The 26486-nt window shown below is 63.1% G+C and carries 25 protein-coding genes; 13 read left to right on the top strand and 12 right to left on the bottom strand.

Annotation, left to right across the window (positions count from 1 at the left end):
- Nucleotides 1-8: 8 nt before the first annotated feature.
- A complete protein-coding gene (locus MJQ68_RS10465) occupies nt 9-365 on the top strand; it encodes a hypothetical protein (protein ID WP_238751056.1) in 357 nt (118 codons plus the stop codon).
- A gap of 122 nt (nt 366-487) precedes the next feature.
- Nucleotides 488-946: a hypothetical protein gene (locus MJQ68_RS10460; RefSeq protein WP_238751055.1), complete on the top strand. Its 459-nt coding sequence runs from the start codon at nt 488-490 to the stop codon at nt 944-946.
- Here the strand turns inward: MJQ68_RS10460 and MJQ68_RS10455 are convergent.
- Nucleotides 943-2226 (bottom strand): MFS transporter, encoded by a 1284-nt coding sequence (locus MJQ68_RS10455; protein ID WP_238751054.1) that lies wholly within the window; start codon nt 2224-2226, stop codon nt 943-945. The genes MJQ68_RS10460 and MJQ68_RS10455 overlap by 4 nt on opposite strands.
- Before the next feature lie 106 nt (nt 2227-2332).
- On the opposite strand from MJQ68_RS10455, the gene MJQ68_RS10450 reads away from it, so the two are divergent.
- Nucleotides 2333-3205 (top strand): alpha/beta fold hydrolase, encoded by an 873-nt coding sequence (locus MJQ68_RS10450; RefSeq protein WP_238751053.1) that lies wholly within the window; start codon nt 2333-2335, stop codon nt 3203-3205.
- Nucleotides 3206-3256: 51 nt separating this feature from the next.
- Nucleotides 3257-4786 (top strand): hydroxymethylglutaryl-CoA synthase family protein, encoded by a 1530-nt coding sequence (locus MJQ68_RS10445; RefSeq protein WP_238751052.1) that lies wholly within the window; start codon nt 3257-3259, stop codon nt 4784-4786.
- A gap of 193 nt (nt 4787-4979) precedes the next feature.
- Here MJQ68_RS10445 and MJQ68_RS10440 read toward each other — a convergent pair whose 3' ends face one another.
- Nucleotides 4980-5408 carry a hypothetical protein gene (locus MJQ68_RS10440; RefSeq protein ID WP_238751051.1) on the bottom strand — a complete coding sequence of 143 codons (429 nt, stop codon included), beginning with the start codon at nt 5406-5408 and terminating at the stop codon, nt 4980-4982.
- On the bottom strand, nt 5405-5680 hold the full coding sequence (locus tag MJQ68_RS10435; protein ID WP_238751050.1) for a hypothetical protein: 276 nt from the start codon (nt 5678-5680) through the stop codon (nt 5405-5407). Before MJQ68_RS10435 ends, MJQ68_RS10440 begins: the two co-directional genes overlap by 4 nt.
- Nucleotides 5681-5755: 75 nt before the next feature.
- On the opposite strand from MJQ68_RS10435, the gene pdxA reads away from it, so the two are divergent.
- Both pdxA and MJQ68_RS10425 read left to right on the top strand, forming a co-directional pair.
- Complete coding sequence (gene pdxA, locus MJQ68_RS10430) at nt 5756-6832, top strand: 4-hydroxythreonine-4-phosphate dehydrogenase PdxA (protein ID WP_238751049.1); 1077 nt, start codon at nt 5756-5758, stop codon at nt 6830-6832.
- Between the two features lie 66 nt (nt 6833-6898).
- A complete protein-coding gene (locus MJQ68_RS10425) occupies nt 6899-9139 on the top strand; it encodes an efflux RND transporter permease subunit (RefSeq protein WP_238751048.1) in 2241 nt (746 codons plus the stop codon).
- 6 nt (nt 9140-9145) lie between these two features.
- On the opposite strand, the gene MJQ68_RS10420 is transcribed toward MJQ68_RS10425, so the two are convergent.
- The 3 genes from MJQ68_RS10420 to MJQ68_RS10410 form a co-directional block, all read right to left on the bottom strand.
- Nucleotides 9146-9793 carry a class I SAM-dependent methyltransferase gene (locus tag MJQ68_RS10420; RefSeq protein ID WP_238751047.1) on the bottom strand — a complete coding sequence of 216 codons (648 nt, stop codon included), beginning with the start codon at nt 9791-9793 and terminating at the stop codon, nt 9146-9148.
- Between the two features lie 43 nt (nt 9794-9836).
- Complete coding sequence (gene dacB / locus MJQ68_RS10415) at nt 9837-11231, bottom strand: D-alanyl-D-alanine carboxypeptidase/D-alanyl-D-alanine endopeptidase (protein WP_238751046.1); 1395 nt, start codon at nt 11229-11231, stop codon at nt 9837-9839.
- 73 nt (nt 11232-11304) lie between these two features.
- On the bottom strand, nt 11305-14520 hold the full coding sequence (locus tag MJQ68_RS10410; protein WP_238751045.1) for a proprotein convertase P-domain-containing protein: 3216 nt from the start codon (nt 14518-14520) through the stop codon (nt 11305-11307).
- A 175-nt stretch (nt 14521-14695) separates the two neighbouring features.
- Between MJQ68_RS10410 and rpmH the strand changes: the two genes are divergently transcribed.
- Nucleotides 14696-14851, top strand: a complete 156-nt coding sequence (gene rpmH, locus MJQ68_RS10405) for a 50S ribosomal protein L34 (protein WP_116107204.1) — start codon at nt 14696-14698, stop codon at nt 14849-14851.
- A 105-nt stretch (nt 14852-14956) separates the two neighbouring features.
- The gene (gene dtd / locus MJQ68_RS10400; RefSeq protein ID WP_238751044.1) at nt 14957-15409 is read left to right on the top strand and encodes a D-aminoacyl-tRNA deacylase; all 453 of its coding nucleotides are present in this window, start codon (nt 14957-14959) and stop codon (nt 15407-15409) included.
- Here the strand turns inward: dtd and MJQ68_RS10395 are convergent, their stop codons facing one another.
- The gene (locus MJQ68_RS10395) at nt 15410-16144 is read right to left on the bottom strand and encodes a tRNA pseudouridine synthase A (RefSeq protein WP_238751043.1); all 735 of its coding nucleotides are present in this window, start codon (nt 16142-16144) and stop codon (nt 15410-15412) included.
- A gap of 77 nt (nt 16145-16221) precedes the next feature.
- Here MJQ68_RS10395 and MJQ68_RS10390 point away from each other — a divergent pair, with 77 nt between their 5' ends.
- The 3 genes from MJQ68_RS10390 to katG all read left to right on the top strand — a co-directional run bounded on the left by MJQ68_RS10390 (nt 16222) and on the right by katG (nt 22099).
- On the top strand, nt 16222-17610 hold the full coding sequence (locus MJQ68_RS10390) for an NAD(P)/FAD-dependent oxidoreductase (RefSeq protein WP_238751042.1): 1389 nt from the start codon (nt 16222-16224) through the stop codon (nt 17608-17610).
- A gap of 424 nt (nt 17611-18034) precedes the next feature.
- Entirely contained in the window at nt 18035-19570 is a 1536-nt protein-coding gene (locus MJQ68_RS10385; protein ID WP_406612900.1) for a 4Fe-4S binding protein, read from the top strand.
- Between the two features lie 198 nt (nt 19571-19768).
- On the top strand, nt 19769-22099 hold the full coding sequence (katG, locus tag MJQ68_RS10380) for a catalase/peroxidase HPI (protein WP_238751040.1): 2331 nt from the start codon (nt 19769-19771) through the stop codon (nt 22097-22099).
- A gap of 86 nt (nt 22100-22185) precedes the next feature.
- On the opposite strand, the gene MJQ68_RS10375 is transcribed toward katG, so the two are convergent.
- The 5 genes from MJQ68_RS10375 to MJQ68_RS17935 form a co-directional block, all read right to left on the bottom strand.
- Complete coding sequence (locus MJQ68_RS10375; RefSeq protein WP_238751039.1) at nt 22186-22377, bottom strand: hypothetical protein; 192 nt, start codon at nt 22375-22377, stop codon at nt 22186-22188.
- A gap of 113 nt (nt 22378-22490) precedes the next feature.
- On the bottom strand, nt 22491-23216 hold the full coding sequence (locus MJQ68_RS10370) for a DoxX family protein (RefSeq protein ID WP_238751038.1): 726 nt from the start codon (nt 23214-23216) through the stop codon (nt 22491-22493).
- A gap of 50 nt (nt 23217-23266) precedes the next feature.
- Nucleotides 23267-24052: a hypothetical protein gene (locus MJQ68_RS10365; protein ID WP_238751037.1), complete on the bottom strand. Its 786-nt coding sequence runs from the start codon at nt 24050-24052 to the stop codon at nt 23267-23269.
- 135 nt (nt 24053-24187) lie between these two features.
- Nucleotides 24188-25183: a Gfo/Idh/MocA family protein gene (locus tag MJQ68_RS10360; protein WP_238751036.1), complete on the bottom strand. Its 996-nt coding sequence runs from the start codon at nt 25181-25183 to the stop codon at nt 24188-24190.
- A gap of 450 nt (nt 25184-25633) precedes the next feature.
- Complete coding sequence (locus tag MJQ68_RS17935; RefSeq protein WP_264759000.1) at nt 25634-25765, bottom strand: hypothetical protein; 132 nt, start codon at nt 25763-25765, stop codon at nt 25634-25636.
- A gap of 15 nt (nt 25766-25780) precedes the next feature.
- Between MJQ68_RS17935 and MJQ68_RS10355 the strand changes: the two genes are divergently transcribed.
- Both MJQ68_RS10355 and MJQ68_RS10350 read left to right on the top strand, forming a co-directional pair.
- Nucleotides 25781-25960 (top strand): hypothetical protein, encoded by a 180-nt coding sequence (locus tag MJQ68_RS10355; RefSeq protein ID WP_238751035.1) that lies wholly within the window; start codon nt 25781-25783, stop codon nt 25958-25960.
- 53 nt (nt 25961-26013) lie between these two features.
- The gene (locus MJQ68_RS10350; protein ID WP_238751034.1) at nt 26014-26430 is read left to right on the top strand and encodes a hypothetical protein; all 417 of its coding nucleotides are present in this window, start codon (nt 26014-26016) and stop codon (nt 26428-26430) included.
- Nucleotides 26431-26486 lie beyond the last annotated feature (56 nt).

Genomic DNA, 26486 nt, shown 5'->3' with positions numbered 1-26486 from the left:
CCCCGCCCATGTCAGACACCGCCAACTACCTCCAGCTCCAGACCGACATCAAGGCCTACCACCAGCCCCTGCGGCAGGCGGCCGAGACGGTGCGGGACGAAAAGGTGAGCAACTACCCCATCTTCGTGGCCTACGCCGGCGACGATCCCGATAGCATCCCCGGCATCTTCCTGCTCGAAGTGCCCACCAAGCGGGAGCTGATCTGGACCGTCAACGTCACTACCCTCGAAGAGCTGGTAGCTAAGCAGGTTGTCACCCAGGAAAAGATCGACCCCTTCCGCAAGGTCTATAAGACCAACGGCGACGATTTCTGCTTCCTGGTCTTCGACGATGCGGGTGGCCGATTTGCCTTTGTAAAAGCTTAGCCCCCACGCCCGCCCAGGTCGAGGCCTTGCAGGCCGAGCGTCCAAGCCGTGGAGGCGCGGTAACCATGGCCGTACAGCACACCGCCTATCCTATTTTACCCCGCACCCGCGACCTCGCCCCTATGATTACCGAAGCTACGATCGATCAAGTACTGGAACGCCTGGAACGGAGCCCAGACACCTACGAACGGGAGGTGGACGACTTTGCCGACCGCCAGCCGGAGCTGATGGACTATCTCACGAATGAAGACGTGGAGGCCTTCACGGAACTGGAGCGCGACCTGCTGCTCTTTGCTGCCCTGGTGATCTTTCAGGCCGTGACCGCCGACCAGCCGGAGACCAAGGAAGTGAGTGGCGAGGCCATCGCCACGGCCGAAGAGGCCAACTACCAGCAGCTCTCCCAGTCCAAGGCGCCGACCTTTCGCGACCGGCTGACGCCCTTCTTCGAGCAAACCAAACAGGAGGACCTGCTGGCCTTCGTAGAGGACCTGACGCTGGCCGAGGGCGAGGAGGAAGTATCCGCCGAGGCGCGCGAGCCGTTCTTCGTGACGCTGAAGACCGTAATCGATACGCTGACCTAGACGTAGCCGCCCGCCAGCGTACGTGTACGGGCCTCCCGGGCCCGATCCACGCCAAAGAGCAGCACGATGCCGACCAGCCCGAAGCTGGTCATCCCGTAGATCGAGGTGACGTAGCCGAACCGCTCCGCCAGCTGAAAACCGATCACCGGACACAGAATAAAGGCCAGCGAGTAGCTCGCCGAGAGTACGCCCAGGTACTCCCCCCGCCGTACGGGTGGCGCGTGCTTGGCCACGTAGGTGCTGGTGAAGGGCATGAAGAAGATCTCCCCCAGCGTGATGAGCACGATCCAGACCACCACCAGGGCATAGCCCACGGGCACGGCCAGCGGCAGCATGAAGTAGCCCGCCAGGATGAGGCATACGCCACCCAGCATGACGTACAGTGGCCGGTAGCGGCGATCGGCCAGGTACACCAGCGGCATCTCCACCGCTACGATGAGCACGCCGCTGATCGTGAGCAGCAGACCGAATTCCCCCTCCGTGTAGCCGTTGCTCGTCAGGTAAACGGGAATGGTGCTGAAGAACTGAAAGAAGGCCGTGATGACACAGGTGTTGGCCAGGGCCAGACACACCAGCCAGGGCTGCCGCAGGGCGGAGCGGGTCTCCTTCAGGGGTTGCTGTAGGGCGGGGGCCCCGCTAGCTATCGGGGGTGCGGGGTCTTCTACCAGGGGCCGTGCGGTCTCGTCGGCGGGGAGCATGATGACGAACAGGGCGGCGGCCAGCAGGAAGGTGATGCCATCGGCCCAGAAGAGGCTCTGGTAGCCGTAGAGGGTGATGAGGAGTCCGCCCAGCGCCGGGCCCACGGAGAAGCCCAGGTTGGCGGCCAGGCGCTGCAGACCGTAGGCCTGGGTGAGGTGCTCGGCATCGGCGTATACTGCGATGGCGGCGCGGTTGGCGGGGCGGAAGGCATCGGCGGTCACCGAGGTGAGGAACACCAGGATGCAGAGTGGCCAGAAGGCCGTGACCTGTCCGATCAGGATGTGCAGAAAGCCGGCCCCAATGAGGCTGAAGACCATGATGTGCCAGGAGCCGTAGCGGTCGTTGAGGAGTCCGCCGACGTAGTTGCCCACGATGCCCCCGGCTCCGAAGAAGCCCATGACCCAGCCGGCGTCGGTGGCCGAGTAGCCCATGGAGTTGACCAGGTAGACACTCAGAAAGGCGATGACCATGGCGCCGCTGCGGTTGACCACCATGATCAGGGAGAGCAGCCACACCTTGCGCGGCAGGCCCGCGAAGGCCCTGGCGTAGAGCTGGGTCAGTCGGGGTAGGAAGGCGGCCATGGCGTGGGGTTGGGAGTGGAGATAACCCCCCGCCTGAACGGGAAGTTCCGCGCGGCGGCCTTAAGTTTGCCGCTCTACTGCGCGGACCTAAGGCGCGGGCAGCTGCATGGCAGGAAGAAAGGAACGACTGGTACTGGGAGGCATACGGCGGCTGCTGAACGGTACGGCCAGAATGTCTAAGCGGCAGGCCGGCGCCCTGGGCTACTACTTGCTGAGTAAGCCCCGCCGGGCCGCCGACGAGCCCCTCAGCGATGCATTCATGAAATCGGCCCAGCGGTCGACCGTCGTAGCGGACGGCACCAAGCTGCAGTGCTACCACTGGCCGGGCAAGGGGCCGAGCGTGCTGCTGCTGCACGGCTGGGAGAGCAACAGCGGGCGCTGGTTCGCCTTCTTCGAGCCGCTGCGGCAGGCGGGCTACTCCATCTACGCCTTCGATGCACCGGCCCACGGGCGCAGCGGCGGCAGCCGCTTCACGGCCCTGCTGTACGCCGAAGCGCTGGAGGCCTACCTGGACCGGCTCGGCTTCGCCCCCCACTACTGGATCGCCCACTCGGCCGGCGGCATGGCCGCCATCTGGTACCTCACCGAGATGCGGGCCCGCCACGAGCCCGAGCAGCTCATCAGCATGGCCGTACCGGGCGAGCTGGAAAACTTTATCGACAAATTTTGCGACGTCATCGGAGTGCACGATAAGGTCAAGCGCGGCATCGACGACACCTTCCGCCGCAAGCTGGACGTCAGCTTTACGGACATTTCCTTCATCAATTACGTGAAGAACCTGCGCATACCGGGCCTGATCATCCACGATGAGTGCGACGAGCTGGCCCCCATCACCGGAGCCTACGAGATGCACGCCAACTGGGCGGGCTCCAGCCTGATCACCACGCGCGACTGCGGCCACAGCCTCTCCGGCGAACTCGTGCCCGCCATGATCCTGGAATACCTGCGCCACTGCCGGGTGGCCCGGCGCATGCGCTAAACCCTAGCCGGGGTGCCGTGTTGACGTGGCAGTTCACCCAACCTACTCCCCATGGCAGCTGCTTCCGTCGGTATCGACGATTTTTCCGTTTACATTCCCCGCCTTTACCTGCCGATCGACGTACTGGCCGAACAGCGCGACATCCCCTACGCCAAGCTCAATAAGGGATTAGGACTGGAGCAAATGGCCGTAGCCGACGCCCGCGAAGACGCCGCCACCATGGCCGCCAACGCCGTGCTCGACCTGATGCACAAGAACGACCTCGACCCCTGCACCATCGGCCGGCTCTACCTCGGCACGGAAAGCGCCCTCGACGGCGCCAAACCCACGGCCACCTACATCCTGGATATGCTGCAGGACCACTTCGCTGACGCCTACGGACCGAACTGCTTCCTGCACTGCGATGTAGTAGATCTCACCTTTGCCTGCATCGGCGGCGTGGATGCGCTGCAGAACTCCCTGGAGTGGGCCGCCGCTAAAGCCGACCGGATCGGCGTAGTGGTCGCCAGCGACAGCGCCAAGTACGAGATGGGCAGCACCGGCGAGTACACCCAGGGGGCGGGCGCCGTAGCCATGCTCGTCAAACAGGCTCCCCGCCTGCTGGTGATCGACCCGGACTTCGGCGTAGCCACCCGCCCCGCCCACGACTTCTTCAAGCCCCGCCGCAAGGTGAGCAAGCAGGACCTGATCCGCGAAGTGATCCAGCTGCTGCCCGACCTGTCCACCGATGACTACCAGCTCGACGAGCTGGAGCAGAAGCTATCCGCCGAGCTCAGTGTCAAGGGGATCCTCGACTGCAACGAAAGCTACCTCACCCTACACAAAGACACCCCCGTATTCGACGGCCCGTACAGCAGCGAAGCCTACCAGGCCCGCATCCGGGAGGCCTTGCTCGACTTCCGCCGCCGCAGCGGCACCAAGGCCGGCCAGCTAGACCGCTACGCCGCCCTGGCCTTCCACCTGCCGTACGCCTTCCAGGCCCGCCGCATGTTCTCCGAGCTGTACATGGAGGAGCTCAAGGTGCGCAACGAGTGGATGGACTTCGTCGACCGCAACGGACTGGACGTGCCCTGCGCCGACGACTACGAAGACCGCGAGCACTACATCACCAAGTGCAGCGAGTTTCTCAAGGCCGTCAGTAAGACGGAGGACTACAAGGCCTACGTCACCCAGTACATCGCCCCCGGTGAATGGGCCAGCGCGCGAGTCGGTAACCTCTACGCCGGTAGTGTCTTTCTGAGCCTGGTGGCTATCCTGGAGTCTGCCGTGGAAACCGACACCGACCTATCCGGCAAGGAACTGCTCGTGTTCGCCTACGGCAGTGGATCCAAGTCCAAGGTCTTCGCCGCCACGGTACAGTCTGGCTGGAAGGAGATCGCCAGCGGCTTCGACCTGCGCAAGCGCCTCGACCACCGGCAGGAACTCGACTACGCGACCTACGAAAAGCTGCACCGCTGCGGAATGAACAAGAGCGTGGCCCGGCAGAGCGAGGGGACCTTCTTCCTGGCCGACGTCCACGACCGCCACGATGAGTCGGAGGGCGTGCGCCACTACGGCTACGCCGCCAACGTACACGCATAAAAAAGCCGGGAGCGATCGCTCCCGGCCGTACATAAAAGGTTGCAAAAAATAAAATCGTGTGGGGTTTAGGTATCTATCCGCAGTCTGCGTGCATGGCGTCGTGCTGTCACAAATATAGTTACGCTCGCTGAGTTTTGCAACTATATAGTTACATTTTATACAATATGGCCTGTTTGTAATCTTATAGTTTACACTATTGCAACTGCAGCGAGCTATCCAGCCGTAGACTATCCTGGTATAGGCTGTCCAGTAGCAGACTATCCTGCAGCAGGCTATCGCGCAGTAAGCTGTCCCGGAGCAAGGTATCGAACCGGATCTCGAAGGGGAACAGCGGCCGCAGGGGCAGGGGTTCGGACAGCTCCAGTACGGGGGGTGCGCCGGGGCGGCCGGGTTTGGGTGGTCGGCCAGCGATACGACGCATACGGCGGGCGCGGTCCAGCAGCAGCGAATCGGCCCGCAATACCGCAGCCTCCTGCACGTCCCGCTCACAGTTGCGCAGCACAGTCGCCCGCATTCCCGCTATCTGGCTGGCCGCGCGTTCTTCGATCAGCAGCTGCGGATCGACCTCCTTGCGTCCACAGCTACAGAGTAGGCACAGCAGTACCACTACGCCGGCCCTCATTGCGGTACGCTTTGTCCCAGCCGCCTGCGCAGGCGCAGCTCTTCCTCCAGCCGCAGCTGTACGATACTGTCCGTCGCCGCCGCTACCCGGGCTTCGAAGGTGGCTGCACAGATGCTATCCAGCCGGGGCCGCAGTACGTCGATCTCCTCCCGGGCGATCGCCTGGTACGCATCGATCTGGGCGGGCGTGAGTTGGATACGCACCTCTTCCTCCGGTCCACAGCCCAGGCAGAGGCACAGGCCTAACAACAGAGGAATACACGCACGCTTCACCCCACAAACTTACGCCCCCTTTACCGTTCCCTATCCCCGACAGCCTACCTTCACCCCCCCCTTAACTCCCCCACCATGGCCCCCTTACGCGTAGGTATATCAATCGGAGACGTCAATGGCATCGGCCCGGAGGTAGTAGTCAAGGCCCTCACCCGCGCCACCCTGCTGGAGCTCTTCACCCCCGTCGTATACGCCAGCCCCACCGTATTCGCCGGCTATACGGACGGCAGCCACACCTTCCAATTTACCGCGGTCGCAGGTGCGGAGGATGCCCGGGAAGGCGAGGTGAGTCTGGTCACGGCCTGGGAGGAACCCATCGAGTACACCCCCGGTCAGGCCACCGCGGCGGGCGGACGCGCGGCGGCCCAGTCCCTGGAACGCGCCGTAGCCGACCTGAAGGCCAGCACCATCGACGCCCTGGTCACCGCCCCCATCAACAAGTCGGTGATGCCCGCCGACGACTTCCCCTTCCCCGGCCATACCGAGATGCTCACCACCCGCCTGGAAGCAGACGAAAGCCTGATGTTCCTGGTCACGGACGAGCTACGGGTAGGCGTAGTGACGAATCATATTCCCGTATCCGAGGTCGCCACCGCCGTCACCCAGAAAAAGATTCTGGAAAAGCTGCAGATCATGGACCGTAGCCTGCGGGCCGACTTCGGCATCGTCAAGCCCCTCATCGGCGTGCTGGCCCTCAACCCCCACGCCGGCGACGACGGCCGCATCGGCAATGAGGATGCTACGGTGGTGCGCCCCGCCATCGAGCAGGCGAAGGCGGCCGGCATCATGGCGATGGGCCCCTACCCCGCCGACGGCTTTTTCGGCAGCGGCAACTTCCAGAAGTTCGATGCCGTACTGGCTATGTACCACGATCAGGGCCTTATCCCCTTCAAGGCACTGAGCTTCGGCAAGGGGGTCAATTTCACGGCGGGGCTATCGGCCATCCGCACCTCCCCGGACCACGGTACGGCCTACGACCTGGTCGGTCAGGACAAGGCCAGCCCAGACTCCTTCCTCGCCGCCCTCTTCCTGGCCCGTGAGACCTTCTTCAACCGCCGCCGCTACCTGGAGGATACCGCCAACCCCCTGGAGAGCCGTATGCACCTAGTGTACAAGCGCAAGTCCGGCAAGCCCCCCCGGGGCAAGCGCTAAAGATTACATGCGGCTGTCCAACAATCCGTGCCCGGGGCGCTTGTATGCCGGAACAGTCCCGCCTACATGCGCCGATACCGCCTTCCGGTCTTACTTGGCTTTGCCTTTTATGCTGCCCTAGCGATCTATGGCTGCTTTCAGCTCCAGTTCAGTTTCGACTTCCAGCAGTTCTTCCCGCGCGGCGACGAGGACCTGGATTTCTTTCTTGAATTCATCGAGGAGTTCGACGGGGACGACAACTTCCTACTGGTAGCCCTGGAGCGGGAGCCCTCCGTCTTCGACAGCACCTTTTTGCGGCAGGCCAACGAGTTTGCCATCCAGGTGCGCGACCTGCCGGGGGTGGAGAACGCCCAGTCGCTGACCTCCTTCGGCTACCCCATCAAGACGCCCTTCGCCATCACGACCATTCCGGCCATCCACCTGGATGATCCCAGCCGCTACGCCAGTGACAGCGCGCGCATTATGGCCGACGAGCGCTTCGTGGGTAACCTGATCAACAAGCGCGGCACCGCCCTGGTCACCGTACTCAAGACCCCCAGCCTGATCAACCTCGACCAGAGCCGGGCCCTCATGACGGGCCTGGACAGCCTGATCGCGACCTACGACTTCCCGGCGCACCACTACCTGGGCCCCGCCTACTTCCAGACCGAGCTGGTCGATCTGCAGATCCGGGAGGTGGTGGTCTCGGCCATCGTATCCGGCCTGCTGGTCACCCTGGTCATGTTCTTTCTGTTTCGCCGGCCGCTCGGTATTGCCGTGGCGCTGGTCAGCATTGCCCTGGGCCTGCTGCTATTCATGGGCACGCTGGGTCTGCTGGGTCGCGAGCTCAACGCCATTGCTGCCCTGTACCCCGTACTGATGATCATCGTGGGTACGTCGGACGTGATCCACATCATGTCCAAGTACATCGACGAGCTACGGAAGGGACTCACCAAGGAAGCCGCCATCCGCGTAGCCATGAAGGAGATCGGACTGGCCACCCTACTCACCTCCCTAACCACCGCGGTAGGCTTCGCCAGCCTGCTCACCAGCCGCATCAACCCCATTCGCGACTTCGGCATCAATGCCTCCATCGGCGTGATGATCGCTTACGTCACGGTCATCCTGTTCACCACCTCCCTGCTGAGCTACCTCAGCGTGGACCAGATCGTCAAGATCGGCCGCCAGCAGGCGTTCTGGGACCGGCTGCTCGAAGGCTGGTACCAGTTCACTCAGCGCCGCACGGGCCTCATCAAGTTGGGCGCGGCGGCCACCATTCTGCTGTGCGTCCTGGGCATCTCGATGATCACCACCAACTACCGCATCGAATCCACTCTGCCGACCGACCGCAAGGTCACCGAGGATTTCCTGTTCTTCGAGCGGGAGCTGAGCGGCTTCAGGCCCTTCGAGATGGCCGTGATCACCCGCGACAGCAGCGACCAGGTCACTGATTACGATGTGCTGCGCGAGATCGGTAAGATCGAAGACCACGTCAAGGTATTCCCCTTCGTACAGAGTACGGCCAGCATCACGGCCGTCTACCGCAGCATCAACCAGGCCTTCAACAATAACCGCCCGGACGCCTACGTGCTGCCCGCCGACGAAGGCCGCTACCGCCAGTACCGCGCCCTGGCCGAGCGTGTACCCGACGTCAACCTCAACCTGCTGGTGAGCAAGGACCGCCGCAAGGCCCGCATCACCAGCCGTATGGATGATATCGGCGCCGACAGTATCAAGGTCTTCCTGGAAAACACCACCGCCTGGATCAACACCAACGTAGATACCTCCCTGGTCGAGATCCGCGCTACCGGTACCGGACTCATCATCGACAAGAACGCCGAGTACATCCGGCGCAACCTGCTGCAGGGACTCGGTATCGCTATCCTGATCGTCTGCGTGCTCATGGCCCTGCTGTTCCAGAACTGGCGCATGCTGGTCGTGAGCCTGATCCCCAACCTGCTCCCCCTGCTCATCGCCGGAGCCATGCTGGGCTACCTGGGTATCGAGCTGGAGGCGGGCGTAAGCATCGTGTTTGCCGTCATCTTCGGCATTGCGGTCGACGATACCATCCACTTTCTGTCCAAGTACAAGCTGGCCCGCCGCCGGGGCCTGGACGTAACCGAGTCGATCCACCTCACCTTCCGGGAGACGGGCAAGGCCATCGTGCTCACCTCGATCGTGCTCTTCTTCGGTTTCCTGGTGATGCTATTCAGCGCCAGCCCACCCAGCGTGACGATCGGTCTGCTGATCAGCCTGACCCTGGCCAGTGCGCTGATCAGCGACCTGATGCTGATCCCCCTACTGCTCCGCTGGCTGGACCGGGATTAAGCACAGCTACTTCTTCTCCGCGGTCATGATGTACTGGTAATCCAGCGAGGTGTTATCTGTACTCAGTACCGCAAAGCCGGCCTGCTCCAGCATATGGCCCAGATCCGATAGGCTGATGCGATCGCCCAGGTCAGGACCCAACGCGGTAGCTTCTTTCTTCCAGTCTACGATGACCAGGCGACCGCCCGACCGCAGCCCCGGCAGCAGGCGGTGCACGTATTCCTGACGGTTGTCGATGAGGTAGAGGGTGTTGACGAACAGTACGATATCCACCTCACCGTCTTCCAGCATGGGATCGTCCGGCAGGGCCAGGCGGGGTTCCAGTCTGGAGCGCAGGTTGGTGGGCAGTTCCGTCATCCGCACGGTATCCAGGTAGTCGATCCAGCGCTGATCGATCTCGATGGCAATGACCCGGTCGGCCAGAGGGGCCAGGCGGCGGGCAAAGAAGCCCTCTCCAGCACCGATATCGGCGATCACTTTTTCCTCAATATCGCCCAGCGCGTCGATCACTACCCCCGGCTTCTGCCAGACGTGCCGCTCGCGGGTATCGTCCTCTACCGAGGCCGGAGCGTATACGTCCTCACTGGGTGGGGCAGGCCCGTTCGTCTCCTGGCAGCCCAGACACAGTAAGATCAGCAAGGGGATAAAACGCATACACGGGGAGGGCTAGGGCGTGGTAAGATAAGCCGGGTCCCCCTTAAAGCCCCGCCGTGCACAGCGCACGCATCAGTTCGTAGATCAGCGGGTTGAGCTGGGCGCCGCGCAGCGTATGGTTGTTGACCGCGATATGGTAGACCAGCCGCCGGCCGTCCGGACGGTCCACGTAGCCCGCGTAGGCACGTACCCCGTCTACCGTTCCGCTCTTGCCCCATACGCGACCCTCCGCCACGGTACCCTTCAGTACGTTTTTCAAGCTACCTGAGCGGCCGGCCAGGGGGATGCTCCGCCGCCACCGCGTCGCTCCGGCACGGTCCACCAGCAGGGCCGTCATCAGGGAGGCCGGGAAGTAGTTGCGCGGGGATAGTCCGCTGCCGTCCTGTAGTTGCAAGCCTTCGGTGGCAATGCCACGGGCCTCCAGCCAGTCTACGATCACTTCGGTCAGGTCGTCGCCGGCAGTGGCGCGGGTCCGGTGTACTTCGCGCAGCAGGGTCTCGGCGAATAGGTTGTTGCTCGTCAGGTTGGTGCGATCCACGATCTCGGCCAGGGGTGGGGAGCGCCGTTCGTCCAGTTGCTCACCGGTCCCCTCCGGCAGGGCACCGACGCTCAGGTGGGTAGCGGGCGACTGTACGACCTCCACGCCCGCCTCCCGCAGGGCTACGGTCAGTAGTTGCGCCACCAGCAAGGGCGGATCGGGAATACTGCCCCGGATCCGGAAGCGCCCCGTACCCACCGGTATGCTCCCCCGAATAAAGTAGTGGTACGTAAAGGGTGCTCCGAAGATGTAGGCCTGATCGCCGCTGCCCCGCGGTCCGCTCCGCAACTCATTGGTGAACACCAGACCGGGAATGACGGGGTCGGTGCTGCTCACCGGTGGGGTACTGCCCTCCTGCTGCCGCTGCGTCAGCGACAGCACGTAGCTGTTCTCGTTGATATTGAGCCCGTAGGTGCCCGCCCCATAGTAGTTGCCTAGGTCCGCCCAGGGCCAGCCGCGGCCCGCCCCGTCGGTACCGAAGTAGCTGCCGTCGCCGACCACCGCCCCCGTGATGCGGGTGATGCCCCGCTGCCGGACCGCACGTACCCACCGCTGCACTACCGCATCGATATCGTCTACCCCCTCCATCCGGCTGCTACCCAGGGTGGGGTCCCCGCCGCCCACCACGTAGAGGTGTCCCCGCAGTACGCCCTGCTCCACGGCCCCACCCGTCACCAGACGGGTCACGAAGCGGTGATCAGCCCCTAGTACGTCCATGGCTACCGCCGAAGTGATCAGCTTCTGGGTGGAGGCCGGAATACAGGCCACCTCCGGCTGGTAACTGGCCACCCGCCGTCCCGTAGTGGCATCGCGTACGTCCACCGCCTTCAGGGCATTGCGCAGCACCTGCGACCCCGCAAACTGATCGACGACGTCCTGCATACCGGTTTGGCCGGACACACTACAGGAAATAAGCAGCAGAATACAGAGACGAAGCATAGGCAAATGGGGCGGGGGCGCGGGTGCAAGGTACTTAGCGCGTGAGCAGCATACGGACCGTCTGTGCCCCGCCCGCGCCGCTGAGCCGTAGCATGTATATGCCGGGAGGTAAGTCACCGATCTGAAGGGTTTCCTGCTCGCTGCGCAGCTGAGTCCACGTCCTGAGCTGCCGCCCCGTACTGCTGAATAGTGTACCCGCAAGGACCTCACCGGCCCAGCTCCCCCGCCGGGTCAGGGTGATCGCGCCGCGGGTGGGGTTGGGGTAGACGGCTACGCTGCGGTCGCTACCGAAGCCGCCGCGCAGGGCATTGAGCTTATCTACGACGACTTGCCGGGGCTTGCCCGTGACCGTCCCACAGGCCGAGGTAGTAGTCAGCCGGTAGGAGAAGGTGGGGGGAAGGATCTCGGCGGGTACCAGCAGCGTCGTCTCGGTGGTGCTGGCGGTATAGAAGGGTTGGGCGAAGGATTCATCTTCGGATAGCTCCAGGGTGTAGGTGCCGGCGACGGGCGCGCTCCAGCGGAAGGTCACCCCGGCAGGCTCCAGCTCGACGGACAGCGGCTCGGCCAACGCCGGAGCGGGCAGTACCGTGAGGGTGTGCTGCGCGCGGCGGGCGGTGGCATCTTCGGTGAATACCGTGTAGGACAGGGGGTAGGTACCGGCCCCCACCAGCGTCCAGGCGCTGAAGGTGACGTCGAGCAGCCCCGTAGCCCGATCGAAGGAGAAGGAGTAGTTGTCCAGCGGTTGACCGCCGGCCGTGACCCGCAGGGAGAGCTCGTCGGTGAAGTCCGCCCCGAGCTGTAGCTGGCTCGTGCCGCCGGCATTGGAGCAGGCTACGATGGCCTCGCTGGTGATCCCTACGGCAAGGTCGCGGGTCTCGCTGCTCTTGCCGCACAGCCGGAGCTCGAAGTCGGTGATATCCCCGCCGTCCTGCGGCGCCCGGTCGGTCACCAACAACTGCCAGGTACCCTGGGCGGAGCTGCCGATGAGGCGGTTGAGGGGGTCCAGCGGCTGTACGCTCTGGTAGGTATCCTCCGGTAGGGCCGGGCAGCTGGCTACGAAGTCGGCGGCGGTAGTGGTGCCGTCGTCGGCAAAGTCGACCTGGATGCGTGTACCCGTACAGAGGCCGTTGGACAGCGGGCGGAACAGGCGTATGGTATCCCCCCCCGGACTCACCAGACTGGCGTACAGATCGCCGGTGAAGGTGTGCTCCACCCCGAAGCGCACGGCGATGGAGGAGATCGTGAGGGGGTCGACGACATCCACCTTAGCTACCACCAGTACCGAGTCGCGCCCGGGAATGCCGAGGGGGAGGGAGGGCGGCGTCTGCACCAGGCACTGTTGGGGGGCGGTCGTAAAGGTGGCGGGAGTCGACCAGTCGCCCAGCCCGCACAGGCTGCGGGCCCGCGTACGCCAGTAGTAGGTGGTGCCGCCGGCCAGGGCATCGGACAGCGCGTAGGTCGTATCGCTGATCGCCCGCAGGTCGGCGGTGCGTACGGAGAAGTCCGCAGTAGTAGCGATCTGTAGGTCATAACTCAGACTATTCGCCCGGGCACGCCAGCGGAAGATGGCAAAGGGATCGACCTGCGCCTGCCGGGCGGTGGGGAGGAGTGGCTGGGGGGCGGGAGGCACGCCGCGCAGAAGGGTCAGGCTCAGGGTCAGCGTATCGGACAGGTTCTCCGTCGTGACTACGACCTGCACTGGATAGCTACCCGGCGCTACGTCCGCGTTTCCCGGGTAGCGGATCGTGAACGGGCCGCCGCGGATGACCGTAGCCGGTGCGGTAAGCCCCAGTTCTTCCGGCGCCAGTACCCTGAGGGTGCTTCCCGTTGCAAAGTCCGCCCCCGCCCGCAGGGTGAAGGTGGCGGACTGATCTACACAGCGGGTCAGGCAACTGCGTTCGGCGGCCAGTTGGCGGCGGATGACGGACTGGTCCAGGCCATCGATGGTCCGCTGTCCCGTACCGCAGGGGTCCAGCCAGTCCTTGAGGCGGGTGGCGGGGGTGCCGCCGCCGATCCAGCTGCGGTTGAGGTAGCCGAAGGCGTCGAACTGCTCGTTGCCGCAGCCGGCCAGTCCGCCGAGTAGCTGTCCGCGGGCCCGCCCATCGAGGTCGAACAGCGGCGCGCCGGACGAGCCTCCCTGGGTAGTACCCAGGTCCCAGGAAGGCACCTTGAGGTAGTTGAAGTCGGCCCCGCTCAGGGTACTGCCGAAGGGGTCGGAGCCTACCGTGGGTTTGAAGGAAAGGGAGATGCGCTTTTCGTCCAGCTCCGGGTGGTGCACACAGGCGACCCCCTCGGTGGGCGGCTCGTCTTCGGCCGACCAGCCGGCGAAAAAGGCGTTGGCGGCGGGGTTAACCGGCTCGTCTAGTTCGACCAGGGTCATGTCGGAGGCGGGATAAGTAGCCAGCAGCCGGGCGCCGGAGTTGAAGACCTTGCGGGTACCGTCGCCGTCCTCGCCGCTGCTGACCGAACCGGGCTCGCGGCAGGTACTGTTCTCGAAGTTCCAGTAGGCGACCAGGGAGGGGGCGTTCTCGGCAGTGATCCTGCAGTGCTCGGCGGTCAGGAAGAGGGGGCGGCCGTCCTGGTTGGTGTTGTTGACCAGGAAGCCCGTGCACTGCTCCCGCCCGTTAAGAGTATAGGCGGCTACGCTGCGGATCGCGTCGCGGAAGTCCTCGATCAGGGGGAAGCCATCGGCCACGCCGCAGACCACATCTACGTTGCAACTCCCGGATAGCTGAGCGGCGATGCCCAGGTAGTCGTGGTTGACGGTACGCAGTACCAGGTCGGCCCCGTCGGTAGCCGTGGTGGGCATCACCAGTTCCAGCAGCAGCTCGTCGCCCGGCAGCAGGGGGGACCAGAACTCCGCGTGGTCCGCATTATCGGCGGCGGTGAAGGGACCGTAGCGGGCCGTCTGGGTAGCCAGGTAAAGCTCGGCGCCGGCAGGCAGCCGGTAGTCGGTGAAGCCCAGGTTGAGGGACTTTGCCCCCGGACTCTGTACCCGCAGCTGCCATACTGCCCGGTCGTCCCGGATCGTCCAGCGACCGTCGGTGGCGGGGCGAAGGTCTACTGCCAGACTCACCGCGAACTCTTGGGGCTGGGTGGGGCTTTTCCGGTCTTCGGCGGCGGCCAGCAGGGCGGCGTTGTCCTGTAGGGGCAGCTGGGCGGCGGGTATTTGGGCCAGCGTAGCGCGCGATAGACCGATTTGCGCCTGGGCGGCCGGTAGCACACCCAGTAGAAAAAGTAAGCAGAACAAACGCGTACGCAACATCAGGAACCATTGAGGTCCGGGAAGGTAAGGGACATTTACGGGGCGGGAATAAATTGTCCGCCCCTTTGTAGGTTCGGCGGCAAAGCCGTACCTTTGCCCGACTTTTGCAGCCTGGACCCTCGCGATACGTATCGGGAGACAGTCAAAAAAATGAACCGCGATGAAAAGGACCTTTCAACCCTCCAAGCGTAAGCGCGTCAACAAGCACGGCTTCCGCTCCCGTATGTCGACCAAGAACGGCCGCAAGCTGCTGGCACGTCGCCGCGCCAAGGGCCGTCACAAGCTGACCGTCAGCGACGACACCTACAAGAAGTAAGAAACTGATACCACCGGCGTAAACTCCCGGAAGGTTGCAAAATTCGAGCCCCCGCACTACTCCAGTGTCGGGGGCTTTTTCACGTCCATTCTACCTATCTCTCCCATGCGAGTACTCACCCAACGCGTCACCCAGGCCTCCGTCACCGTAGCCGGCACGTGTACCGGCCGCATCGGGCGCGGCCTGCTGATCCTGCTGGGCATCGAGGCTACCGACACAGCCGAAGACATCGACTACCTCTGCGGCAAGCTCAGCCGCCTACGCATATTCAGCGACGCAGACGGCAAGATGAACCAGAGCGTGGTGGACATAGACGGCGGACTACTGCTCGTCTCCCAGTTCACGCTCTACGCCAGCACGAAGAAGGGCAACCGCCCGGGCTTCACACGCAGTGCCCCGCCGGCGGTAGCGGTACCGCTGTACGAGCGTTTCATCGAGCGACTCGGGGAGGTGGCCGGTCGGCCAGTACAGACCGGCGTATTCGGCGCGGACATGCAGGTAGACCTAACCAACGACGGCCCGGTCACGATCTGGATGGACTCGCGGGCCCGGGAGTAGCTAATATTCCACCCGGCTCAGAAACAGCCCCTCCGGCCTGGCCTGCCCTATACCGACCCGCTCGCCGCTCGCCAGGGCCGTGGCCAGTCGGGCGGGATCCAGCTCGCCCGCCGCCACCCGCAGCAGCTGAAACACCAAGATCCGGATCATACCCCGCAGAAAGCGATCGGCCACGAAGCGAAAGCGGTACCGCCCCTCCCCTTCTTCGTGGAAGCTGGCCTCCCGCAGGGCGCAGGTCGTGGTGTTGTGGCGGTCCGGCGTCAGGCAGAAGGCGCGAAAGTCATGGTCGCCGGTAAGCAGACCCAGCGCGGCGGTAAGGGCAGCGGTATCGAAGGAGTCGATGGCGTAGTAGCTGCTCGTCTGCACCAGGAACGGATCGGGCTGTGTATGCAGGTGGTAGTCGTAGGTGCGGGCCCGGGCGTCGTAGCGCACGTGGGCGGTGGGCCCGACCTCCCAGACGCGGTAGAGTACGATATCGTCGGGCAGCAGCTTGTTCATGATGTAGAGCCATTGGTCCCGCAGCGGCTCGGTGGTGTCGAAGTGCAGGTAGTAGTCCGAGGCGTGCACGCCGGCGTCGGTCCGCCCGCAGCCCACCGCCTTCAGCTCCTGGTGTTGCACCCGCGACCCCGCCCGTTCGATGGTGTCCTGGACGGTGATCACCTCGCCGCGCTGCCGCTGCCAGCCCCGGTAGTGCGTGCCCCGGTAGGCCAAATGAACGAAGTAGCGGTGCCCCATGCCGTAAATGTAGCCCCGCCGCCAGGGACGGCCGAAACACCGTAGTTTACACCCACTCATCCCTCACCCACCCCCCCATGCACGTAGCCATCATAGGTAACGGAATCGCCGGAGTGACCGCCGCCCGCTGGCTACGCAAGCTGAACGACGCGGTCCGCATCACGCTGATCTCCGCCGAGACCGACTACTTCTTCTCCCGCACCGCCCTGATGTACGCCTATATGGGCCACCAGCGCTTCGAAGACCTGATGCCCTACGAGCCCTTCTTCTGGCCCAAGAACCGCATCGATCTGCGCCGGCAGTACGTCGAACAGGTGGAACCTGAGGCCCACCTGCTGCACTTCGGGGACGGCACTACCCTGGCCTACGACAAGCTGATCCTGGCCACCGGCAGCAGCTACAACACCTTCGACTGGCCGGGGCAGGAGCTGGAACGCGTGCGCGGACTGGTCAGCGCCCAGGACCTCCAGTACCTGGAGCGGATCACGCCGGATATCCAGTCTGCCGTAGTGGTCGGCGGCGGACTCATCGGTATCGAGCTGGCCGAGATGCTGCACAGCCGGCAGATCCCCGTGAGCCTGCTGGTGCGCGAGAGCAGCTACTGGAGCAGCGCCCTGCCCCGCGAGGAGAGCGAGCTGGTGAGCCGCCACATCCTGAACCACGGCATCGACCTGCGCCACGACACCGAGCTGCAGGAGATCCACGACGACGGGGGCGGGGCCGCCGGTGCGATCACTACCAAGGGGGGCGAGCGGATCGACTGTCAGTTCGTGGGCCTCACCGCCGGGGTGCACCCCAACATCGATTTCCTGCGTGATACGGAGGGGCTGGAACTGGGCAAGGGGGTGCTGGTGGACGGCTACCTGCGTACCTCGCTGCCGGACGTCTACGCCATCGGCGACTGCGCTGAGGTACGCGAACCGCGGCCGAGCCGCAAGGCGATCGAAGCCGTCTGGTATACCGGCCGCATCATGGGCGAGACCGTGGCCTACACCGTGCTGGGCCGTCCGGTGGCCTATGACCCGGGTATCTGGTTCAACTCCGCCAAGTTCATCGACCTGGAGTACCAGGTCTACGGCGACGTACCGCCGAAGGATGGCCGGGAGGGGCTGGAGAGTCTATACTGGCAGCACCCCACCGAGGACAAGGCCGTGCGCATCAACTACGACGCCGCGGACGGCAGCGTGAAGGGCTTCAACCTGATGGGCGTGCGCTACCGGCACGAGGTCTGTGAAAAGTGGATCGCCTCCGGCACCCACATCGAGCAGGTGCTGCAGCAGCTCGGCATGGCCAACTTCGACCCCGAGTTTTACAAAGAATACGAGGCCGACATCGTGGCGCTATACAACCGGCAGACCGGCAAGAACCTCCAACTAAAGCAGCGGCGCGGCCTGTCGGCAGCCCTTCGCTTCCTTAACTTCAAATCGCGGGCTCCCCGTGCAATCTCTACCCCAGATGCCCAGTAAAAGCACCCCCAAGAGTAGCCTGCAGTACATCGGTTTGGGCCTGTTTTGTCTGGCGCTACTGGTCTTTGCCGGCATGCTGGCCGTAGAGACCTATCAGCTCAGCGAGGAGGACCTCATCGCGGCCGTAGCACCCAATCCGGACGCCCAGCCAGCGCCGGAAGCCAGTGCGGAGGCCGGTGGCGTATCGGCGGGCTCCTCGGGGGAGTCGACCCCGGAATCTGCCGAAGACAGCGCGCCTGACCCCAAGGCCCAGTTGCTTTACGAGGTACAGGGGCCGGCCTTCCGCGAAGCCGGCCGGCAGCTCGGCCTGATCGATCAGCCCTTCGGCAGCAGCTTCAGCTTTGCGGACAAGGTAGACGACGTGCGCGCCGCCGCCAAAGTAGCCGTCGACGAGCGGGTCGATCAGCTCAAGGCCGATGGTGCCCTGCCCGAGGGGGTCTCGGAGTGGGATATCCGCCTATCCGACCCCGTGTACTTCCAGGACAAAGTGGCCGCCCTCACCGCCGCAGCCGAACGGGGGCCGGTCAAGGATAGCCCCCTACTCTTTCTGGGCCTCACGATCGGGCTGGGCCTACTGGGCGGGCTCCTCTACATCCTGCCCAAGTTCGCCACCCACCCCGGCATCAAGAACGACCACCTGTTCCACTCGCCGCTCACCAAGGGGCTTAATCTGGGCTGGCGCAGCGGCATCCTGGGGCTCACTATCGTCGGCGTACTCCTCTACGGCATCCGCTACATGGCGGGCGACTACTTCTGGCCGGCGGTCACGGCGGGCATCGCGGTGCTCATCATCGGCCTGGTGCTGTTCGTGCAGCATTCCTTCGGGCGCGAAGCGCGGGATGCGGGGCCGGAGGGATTGTCGGCCTACCTCGGTATCCTGGGCGGCACCTATCTGATCGGCTTCTACGTGCTCCTATACTGGGCACCGCAGCACGTGACGCCCTGGGTGACGATGGTCAACCCCGTCAAGCAGGGCATCTTCGGCGGCATGGCGAGTCAGTGGTTTTTATACGGCTTGCTGTACACCATTATCATTCTGGTCATGGGCGTGCGTATGATCTCCAAGTACCGCCACAACAAGTACCAGATCGTGCGGACGCTGTCGGTGATGTTCTTCCAGACCGCCTTCGCCTTTTTAATCCCCGAGATCCTCGGTGCGCTCAATAAGCCGCAGCAGGACCTCAAGAACATCTGGCCGCTCGACTACGACTTCTTCTTCGGCTGGCAGTTGGAGCAGTTCCAGAGCGCGGGCGCGCTGGGCACCTTCATGCTGGTATGGGGTATCGTGCTGGTCATCATCGGTGTGCCGCTCATGGTGCACCTGGTGGGCAAGCGCTGGTACTGCAGCTGGGTCTGCGGCTGCGGCGGACTGGCCGAAACCATGGGCGACCCCTGGCGGCAGCTCAGCGACAAGAGTCTGCGGGCCTGGAAGTTCGAGCGCTGGATCATCCACGGCGTACTGGTAGCGGCGGTGCTCATGACGGCCCTGACCCTGTACACCTACTTCTCCGGCAGCGGGGAACTGTTCGGTTTCGAAACCTGGAAGGTGCAGAAGTGGTACGGCTTCCTGATTGGTGCGGGCTTTGCCGGCGTGGTCGGCACGGGCTTCTACCCCCTGATGGGCAACCGGGTGTGGTGCCGCTTCGGCTGTCCGCTGGCCGCCTACCTGGGCCTGGTGCAGCGCTTCCAGAGCCGCTTTCGCATCACCACCAACGGCGGACAGTGCATCAGTTGCGGCAACTGCTCTACCCACTGCGAGATGGGCATCGACGTACGCGCCTACGCCCAGAAGGGGCAGGATATCGTGCGGGCCAGCTGTGTGGGTTGCGGGGTGTGCGCGGCCGTCTGCCCCCGCGGCGTGCTCCGGCTGGAGAACAGCAGCGAGGATGCCGGCTACCGGACGGTGCCCGAGCGGGTGATCCACGTTTCGGAAGAAGCTGGAGTCGTACTAATGGACTGATCTCTCCCACGGGGATTGAATGAGTACACAGCGGTTTTCCCCGGTGGCTATCGGGACGGTGGTACAATGCGGCTTCCGGCCGCGCACCACCCCCCTTCCGTTGAACTAAGCCCCCCCTAAAATCATTTTAAGGAACCCGCCCCGCCGGGTACCCTGGCCGCTTCGCCGGTCCCCTATATATAGCTCAATTAATCGTACATGGATCACTCCAAACCAACCAACGGCCACAGCAATGGCCACCCCGATAACTCCGATATTCTGCACGAAGCCCGTACCCACGGACAGTCGGAGAATGAAAAGAACCAGGCCGACAACGGCAAGGTCTGGGAAGTCAATGAATCGAGCCGGAGCTGCCCCTTTCTGAGTGGCGCCCACTCCGTGACCAGCGCCGGCCCCTCTAACCGCGACTGGTGGCCCAACGCCCTCAACTTGAGTATCCTGCGGCAGCACTCGGATAAGTCTGACCCCATGGGTGACTTCGACTACGCCGCCGAGTTCCAAAGCCTCAACCTGGATGCCATCAAGCAGGACCTGCGCGACCTGATGACCGATAGCCAGGACTGGTGGCCGGCCGACTTCGGTCACTACGGCCCCTTCTTCATCCGTATGGCCTGGCACAGTGCCGGTACCTATCGCATTGCCGACGGACGCGGCGGTGCCGGATCGGGCGACCAACGCTTCGCCCCCCTCAACAGCTGGCCCGACAACGCCAACCTGGATAAGGCGCGCCTGCTGCTGTGGCCCATCAAGAAAAAGTATGGCCGCAAGATCAGCTGGGCCGACCTGCTGGTACTGACCGGCAACATGGCCCTGGAGACCATGGGCGTACAGCCCTTCGGCTTTGCCGGTGGCCGCGAGGACGTCTGGGAGCCCGCCAACGACATCTACTGGGGCAAGGAATCCGAATGGCTCGGCGACGAGCGCTACACCGGTGACCGCCAGCTCGAAAGCCCCCTGGCCGCCGTGCAGATGGGACTGATCTACGTCAACCCCGAGGGACCCAACAGTAACCCCGACCCCCTGCAGTCGGCCCGCGACATCCGCGAGACCTTCGGCCGCATGGCCATGAACGACGAGGAGACCGTGGCCTTGATCGCCGGCGGACACACCTTCGGCAAGGCCCACGGTGCAGCTGACCCCGAGCAGTACGTAGCCGCCGAGCCCGCCGGTGCCCCCATGGAAGCCATGAGCACGGGCTGGAACAGCAGCTACCAGACCGGTAGCGGCCCCGACACCATCACTAGCGGACTGGAGGTAACCTGGACGCGTACGCCCACCCAGTGGAGCAATGACTACTTCGAGTTCCTATTCAAGTACGACTGGGAGCTCTACAAGAGCCCCGCCGGTGCCTGGCAGTGGCGCCCGGAAAACGGCGAGGGACAGGGACTCATTCCCGACGCCCACGACGCGGACAAGAAGCACCACCCCTCGATGTTCACCACCGACATCGCGCTGCGGACTGATCCTTCGTATCTGGAGATCTCCAAGCGATTCCGCGACAACAACGAGGAGTTCAAGGACGCCTTCGCGCGGGCCTGGTACAAGCTGATGCACCGCGATATGGGTCCGCTGAGCCGCCACCTCGGTCCCGACGTACCCAACGAGCAACTGCTCTGGCAGGATCCCCTGCCCAACCGCGAGGGCGAGCTGATCGACGACACGGACGTAGCCAGCCTGAAGGAGAAGATTACGGATACCGGTCTATCGGTCCAGGAACTGGCCTACACGGCCTGGTCGTCGGCCGCCACCTTCCGGGGTTCGGACAAGCGCGGCGGTGCCAACGGTGCCCGCATTCGCTTCGCCCCCCAGAAGAACTGGCCGGTGAACAAGCCACAGCAGCTCGCCAAAGTACTTCAGGCACTGGAGGGCGTGCAGCAGGACTTCAACGGAGCCGGCAGCGGTAAGCAGGTCTCGCTGGCCGACCTGATCGTACTGGGTGGCAACGTCGCCATCGAGCGTGCGGCTAAGGAAGCCGGTAAGGATATCACCGTGCCCTTCTCCCCCGGTCGCGTGGATGCCCGCGAGGACCAGACGGACGTAGAGAGCTTTGAAGCACTGGAGCCCTACGCCGACGGATTCCGCAATTACATCAACAGCAGCAACCCCATCAACGCCACCGGCGAGGAGCTGCTCGTAGACCGTGCCCAACTGCTTACCCTGACCGCTCCCGAGATGACGGTACTGGTCGGCGGCATGCGCGCGCTCGGACTGAACTACGACGACTCCAAGCACGGCGTATTCACCGACCGGCCTGGCGCACTGACGCAGGACTTCTTCGAAAACGTACTCGATCTGCGCACCAAGTGGGCAGCCACCGACGAGGCCGAGACCACCTTCGAGGGCAAGGACCGCCGGACGGGTGACACCAAGTTCACCGGTACGCGTGCCGACCTGGTCTTCGGTTCCAACTCGGAGCTGCGGGCCCTGGCTGAAGTGTACGCGGCGGACGACGCCTCCGACAAGTTCCTGCGCGACTTCGCAGCCGCCTGGACCAAGGTCATGGACGCCGATCGTTTTGATCTGAAGTAAGCACCATGTGCTAAACGTAAGAGAGGGGATCCCGTACGGGGTCCCCTCTTTGTTATTCAGGTACTAGGCGAACGAGAACGCTCGCGTCACTCGCCGCTTATTCGTCGCTGGCGCCCCGGCAGCATCAGTCCGACCAGCAGTAGGCCGACACCGATACCGGTGAGCGCGCCGCCGGCAAAATCAGCTACGGCAGTGAAGTGTATGATCAGCTGGGCCAGTACGGAGATACCGAGACCTGCGATCAGCAGTACGAGGGGAAGGTTGGTGCGGTGTGTCATGATTCTATTGTTTTATACCCCTAACATAGGGGGACCAGACACCCCGCCGCCACTTCTATCGACCAATGTAGGCGTTTTAACGCCTAATTTAATTTGTCGAAAGGTGAATCGGCTTATTGATTGTCCTGCGCCAGTTCGTAGGCGTGCAGGCAGTCCGCCAGGGGGCGACCATTTTCGTGAATACACTCGCAGAAGGCATAGCAGGCGGCGGGGTCTGCGTAGCGGGCACACTGCGACTGACAGGCAGGCAGCCGATTGAAGGGCATCAACGCATACTTCATGGTAAGGTAGACGCTCGCTCCAACAATGCCCACACTACCCACTACCACGGCGGCAAACTTCCAGGGCAGTCGGCTCGTCCGCGCGCTGTCCGACGGCAGCAAGGCGCGGGATTCGGCGGCACTCCAGGGGAAGATGAGCCGGAGCCGGTGGTAGTCCCAGCAGAGTAGGTATAGGTTAGCCAGCACCATCAGGGGCGCGGTGAGCAGCGAGCCCTGAAAGCGAACCGAGAGCGACAAGACCAAAATGTTGACGATGATCGGCAGGTACAGCAGCGCCCCCAGCAGGGCCGTCCGCGGGATCAGGAGCAGCACGGCGGCCGTGACCTGCAATACGCCCACAAAGGTGTAGTAGTAGCCTGTGCGGAAGATAGCATCGAGGTAGTGGCCCAGGGGGTGATTGACGGCCAGGTCGGTAAACCGCTCCCCGAGCACCTTTACCATACCGGAGGGAATAAAACCGGCCGCCAGGGCCACTCTACAAAACACGGTGAAGTAGCCCAGCCAGCGGTTCTGACGGGCGCGCTGGTGCAGGCGGTCTAGGGTCGCGGCAAGCGGCATACCCACAAAACTACGGGTAGGCTGCCGATAGCTACCGAGGGTACGAGGAATTACTCACTCATCCCTTCCAGGCGCCAGCCGCCGGCTTCCAGGGCGTAGGCTAGTACGGCAAGGCTCTTATTGTCGCCGGCCATGTCGCGGGTATCATCGGCCAGGGAGAACAGGATGTCGGATACCTTTTCGCCATCGATGGAGGGGGCCATCAGTTCGGTCTTAAGGTTTTCTAGCTCACCGATCATCTCATCGGTATCGTCCATACCGCGGAGTTCCGTGATCCAGGAGTCGATATTCTTGGTGGCGGTAGGTACTGACAGCGTGGTAATATCGACAGCTTTGGCCTTCACGGCGGCTAGGGTCTGATCCAACAGACTACTGCTGGCAAACGCGCCCTCGGTAAGCTTATTCCCGCCGGCCAGCAGGGCGTCGATGAGGGTAGATACTCCGGGTGCAGTGCCGGCTACCTGCCGGGTGTCTTCGGCCAGGGTGAGGAGGAGCATACCGGCCAGTTCGCCGTTGATGGGGTCTTCGCGGAGCGTCTCGCGGAGGGTTTCCAGGTTGCCGGTCACCTTATCGGCTCCATCCACGTCGTCGAGCTGCTCCATCCAGGTATCGATAGTAGACAGGGCGGTGGCGGCGGGCAGGGCGGTGAGGTCTCCTCCATTGGCCTGTACGGCTGCTACGGTAGCATCCAGGGTGGCGGCGGGGTCACCTGCGGTGGCCGTCGTATTGTCGTCTTCGGTCGGGACTTCGGTGGCGTCGTAGTCTGCATCGGCGTCGGCATTGCCAGTACAGGCGGCCAGTAAGACAGAAAGTAGGAGTAGGCTGAAGTAGCGCATGGTTCGGAGTATTTGCTGAGCGTCGGTGTAACTGCTGTGGCTACAATCGGGTTCACGCGCCCGGGGTAGTTGGCCCGTCGCACGTTGCTGCGCACCTGCGGCCCCGCACTCCGCATCGATGGGGCAAACGCGGCGCTATGTAGTAGGGGGCGGGGCCACGGGTGCAAGGATCTGGTCCATCACCCAACTCGTGTGTAGCGCGGCCACCCCCGAGGCGGGATGGGTATAGTCCTGACCGAGCAACTGCCGGGCCATGGCCCGTACGTGCGGCAGCTGCACCGTGGCCGGGTGCGGGATGTGCTCCTCCTCCTGTCTGCCGTAGGCATCCAGTACTACCGGGGCGTCGGTGAAGACGGAAAAGCGGATCACGCCGGTACGGCCGTACACCTCTACCCGGTCTACGGAGCGGTCGCAGCCGAAGTTCCAGCTGCCCGCGCCGGTGATGCCGTCGTGGTGTAGCCAGCTGGCGGCGAATGCATCTTTGGCACCGTATAGGCCCTGCTGGTTCAGGCTTACGCCGTGTACCCTTTTGATATTCCCGAGGAGGAAGGTGAATAGGTCCAGTCCGTGGCTCGCCAGGTCGTCGAAGTAGCCGCCGGGGGCTACCTGGGGGTCGGTGCGCCAGTTGTCCGCTCCGGATAGGTCCACCGCGCTGGGTGGCTTGTGCAGCAGCCAGTTGACGTGGCGGACCGGCCCGATGGCCTGCTCGTCCAGCCACTGCTTCACCCGTTGGAAGCGGGGCAGCGTGCGCCGGTAGTAGGCCACGAAGAGCGGCACGTCCTGCTCCCGAAACGCCGTACAGATCGCCAGGCTCTCCGCGTAGCTCGGCGCCAGCGGCTTTTCGATGCAGCAGGGCTTACCGGCCGCGGCCACCTTCAGCGCATAGTATTTGTGGGAGTCCGGCGGCGTAGCGATATACACCGCATCGATCGCCGGATCATTGATGAGGGCCTCTGCATCGGTCGTATAGCGTGGCACGCCGTGGCGGGTGGCGTAGTCCTGAAGCTTCTCCGCATCGCGCCGCATCACGGCGGCCAGCCGGAAGCCGGGCGTCTGTTGGTAGGCCGGTCCGGACTTCACTTCGGTGACGTCGCCGCAGCCGATGATGGCCCAGTTGAGGGGGGTTGGCATGGGGGGAAGGTACGGGGCGGGGTGCGCCGGTGCAAGGGTGTAGCACGGGGCGACGGTAGCTGGTTTTGCCATAGGATTCTTTACCCCCGCGGTGACAGTACCGTACTAGATAGTCTATGTTGCTGTGTTCTACCCAAGTACTGTAGGAACGATAGGAAAGGGGGCGATCAGTATTGAGAAGGTTTCTACCCCGTCCTGATGTACCAGTCCACTTAGGAATATCCACGAATACTACTGATTGTGGTGTAGTCTATGCTGACCAGTGGATAGTTGGTTATCGTATGACCCTGCTTGCAGTCTGAAGTTTCATCTCAAAATTAACCCCACTCCACAAATAGTAGAGGGAGGCGGTCCACTTTTGTACTATCGACACTATGAAGCGCTTCCACAGTAGATATCAATAATTCACCTAATCAATTTTCAATTATGCAACCACTTACTATTTCCCACCTAAGCCAGATTGACGGAGGGGCCGACGGCGACGCTGCCTATGGAGTAGGTGTGGTACTTGGCGTAGTCGCAGCAGTGGCTCTTTTCCCGCTCCTGCCCGCAATCGCCTTCTATGACATCTATACTAATCACCTTTAATTAATTGTTATGACACCGCTTAATTTATCCAAAGACCTGCGGAACATAGAGGGAGGATTCGACCCCATCACCTGGACCGTCATCGGCACAACGATCGGTGCCGCAAGTCTACTTATTTACGCTATCGACAACCGCGAAAGTATCGCCGAGGGATTCTCGGACGGCTTCCGCTGGGCTTACGGTAACTAGTCCTTAATTTTGCCCGGGTGGAGTATTCCACCCGGGTTATTTTATCCCTCACCGTGAGACTATTTCGCTTCCGCCCAAGTGGAGTCACCACCGTAATTACGGTACTCTACCTATTACTCGTCACCGCTAGCGTCATTTACATTCAGGAACTTCGTAAGGTAGAGTGGCGCGCGGCGTATGGCTGGCTACCGAGTCTGCTGGCGGCTACGGGCTTTCCACTCATCTTTACGGTGATGCGTATGTATCCCAATGGTACCCGTATCGCGCGCATGGCACTACTTTATGTGTTTACGCTAGGTTGGCATATAGTCTACGAGTTAGTGCTTTATCTCGATGGGCGGACTTTCGACCATATCGATAACTTAGCTGCGGCAATAGGAGCAGTGATCGGGGTAGCGGTGTACGAGCTAATTAACTACCGCGAATTTTCCAGGCTTGCTTTAAAACTGGCAGCGGTGCCGGAGGAGTAAGACAAGCAAATTTCGCGACACGCCAATAATAATGGCCCCCACGCTTCGCCATCCCA

Origin of the sequence: Neolewinella maritima (assembly GCF_923081025.1) — a bacterium.
In the GTDB taxonomy this organism is placed as follows: Bacteria; Bacteroidota; Bacteroidia; order Chitinophagales; family Saprospiraceae; genus Neolewinella; species Neolewinella maritima.
The sequence above is the reverse complement of the archived record's forward strand: the minus strand, read 5'-3'. Positions and strand labels throughout refer to the sequence as shown.

Coding starts and splice junctions, on each gene's coding strand:
- MJQ68_RS10465 (WP_238751056.1), top strand. CDS start 9: ATGTCAGACACCGCCAACTACCTCCAGCTCCAGACCGACATCAAGGCC.
- MJQ68_RS10460 (WP_238751055.1), top strand. CDS start 488: ATGATTACCGAAGCTACGATCGATCAAGTACTGGAACGCCTGGAACGG.
- MJQ68_RS10455 (WP_238751054.1), bottom strand. CDS start 2,226: ATGGCCGCCTTCCTACCCCGACTGACCCAGCTCTACGCCAGGGCCTTC.
- MJQ68_RS10450 (WP_238751053.1), top strand. CDS start 2,333: ATGGCAGGAAGAAAGGAACGACTGGTACTGGGAGGCATACGGCGGCTG.
- MJQ68_RS10445 (WP_238751052.1), top strand. CDS start 3,257: ATGGCAGCTGCTTCCGTCGGTATCGACGATTTTTCCGTTTACATTCCC.
- MJQ68_RS10440 (WP_238751051.1), bottom strand. CDS start 5,408: ATGAGGGCCGGCGTAGTGGTACTGCTGTGCCTACTCTGTAGCTGTGGA.
- pdxA (WP_238751049.1), top strand. CDS start 5,756: ATGGCCCCCTTACGCGTAGGTATATCAATCGGAGACGTCAATGGCATC.
- MJQ68_RS10425 (WP_238751048.1), top strand. CDS start 6,899: ATGCGCCGATACCGCCTTCCGGTCTTACTTGGCTTTGCCTTTTATGCT.
- MJQ68_RS10420 (WP_238751047.1), bottom strand. CDS start 9,793: ATGCGTTTTATCCCCTTGCTGATCTTACTGTGTCTGGGCTGCCAGGAG.
- rpmH (WP_116107204.1), top strand. CDS start 14,696: ATGAAAAGGACCTTTCAACCCTCCAAGCGTAAGCGCGTCAACAAGCAC.
- dtd (WP_238751044.1), top strand. CDS start 14,957: ATGCGAGTACTCACCCAACGCGTCACCCAGGCCTCCGTCACCGTAGCC.
- MJQ68_RS10395 (WP_238751043.1), bottom strand. CDS start 16,144: ATGGGGCACCGCTACTTCGTTCATTTGGCCTACCGGGGCACGCACTAC.
- MJQ68_RS10390 (WP_238751042.1), top strand. CDS start 16,222: ATGCACGTAGCCATCATAGGTAACGGAATCGCCGGAGTGACCGCCGCC.
- katG (WP_238751040.1), top strand. CDS start 19,769: ATGGATCACTCCAAACCAACCAACGGCCACAGCAATGGCCACCCCGAT.
- MJQ68_RS10375 (WP_238751039.1), bottom strand. CDS start 22,377: ATGACACACCGCACCAACCTTCCCCTCGTACTGCTGATCGCAGGTCTC.
- MJQ68_RS10370 (WP_238751038.1), bottom strand. CDS start 23,216: ATGCCGCTTGCCGCGACCCTAGACCGCCTGCACCAGCGCGCCCGTCAG.
- MJQ68_RS10365 (WP_238751037.1), bottom strand. CDS start 24,052: ATGCGCTACTTCAGCCTACTCCTACTTTCTGTCTTACTGGCCGCCTGT.
- MJQ68_RS10360 (WP_238751036.1), bottom strand. CDS start 25,183: ATGCCAACCCCCCTCAACTGGGCCATCATCGGCTGCGGCGACGTCACC.
- MJQ68_RS10355 (WP_238751035.1), top strand. CDS start 25,781: ATGACACCGCTTAATTTATCCAAAGACCTGCGGAACATAGAGGGAGGA.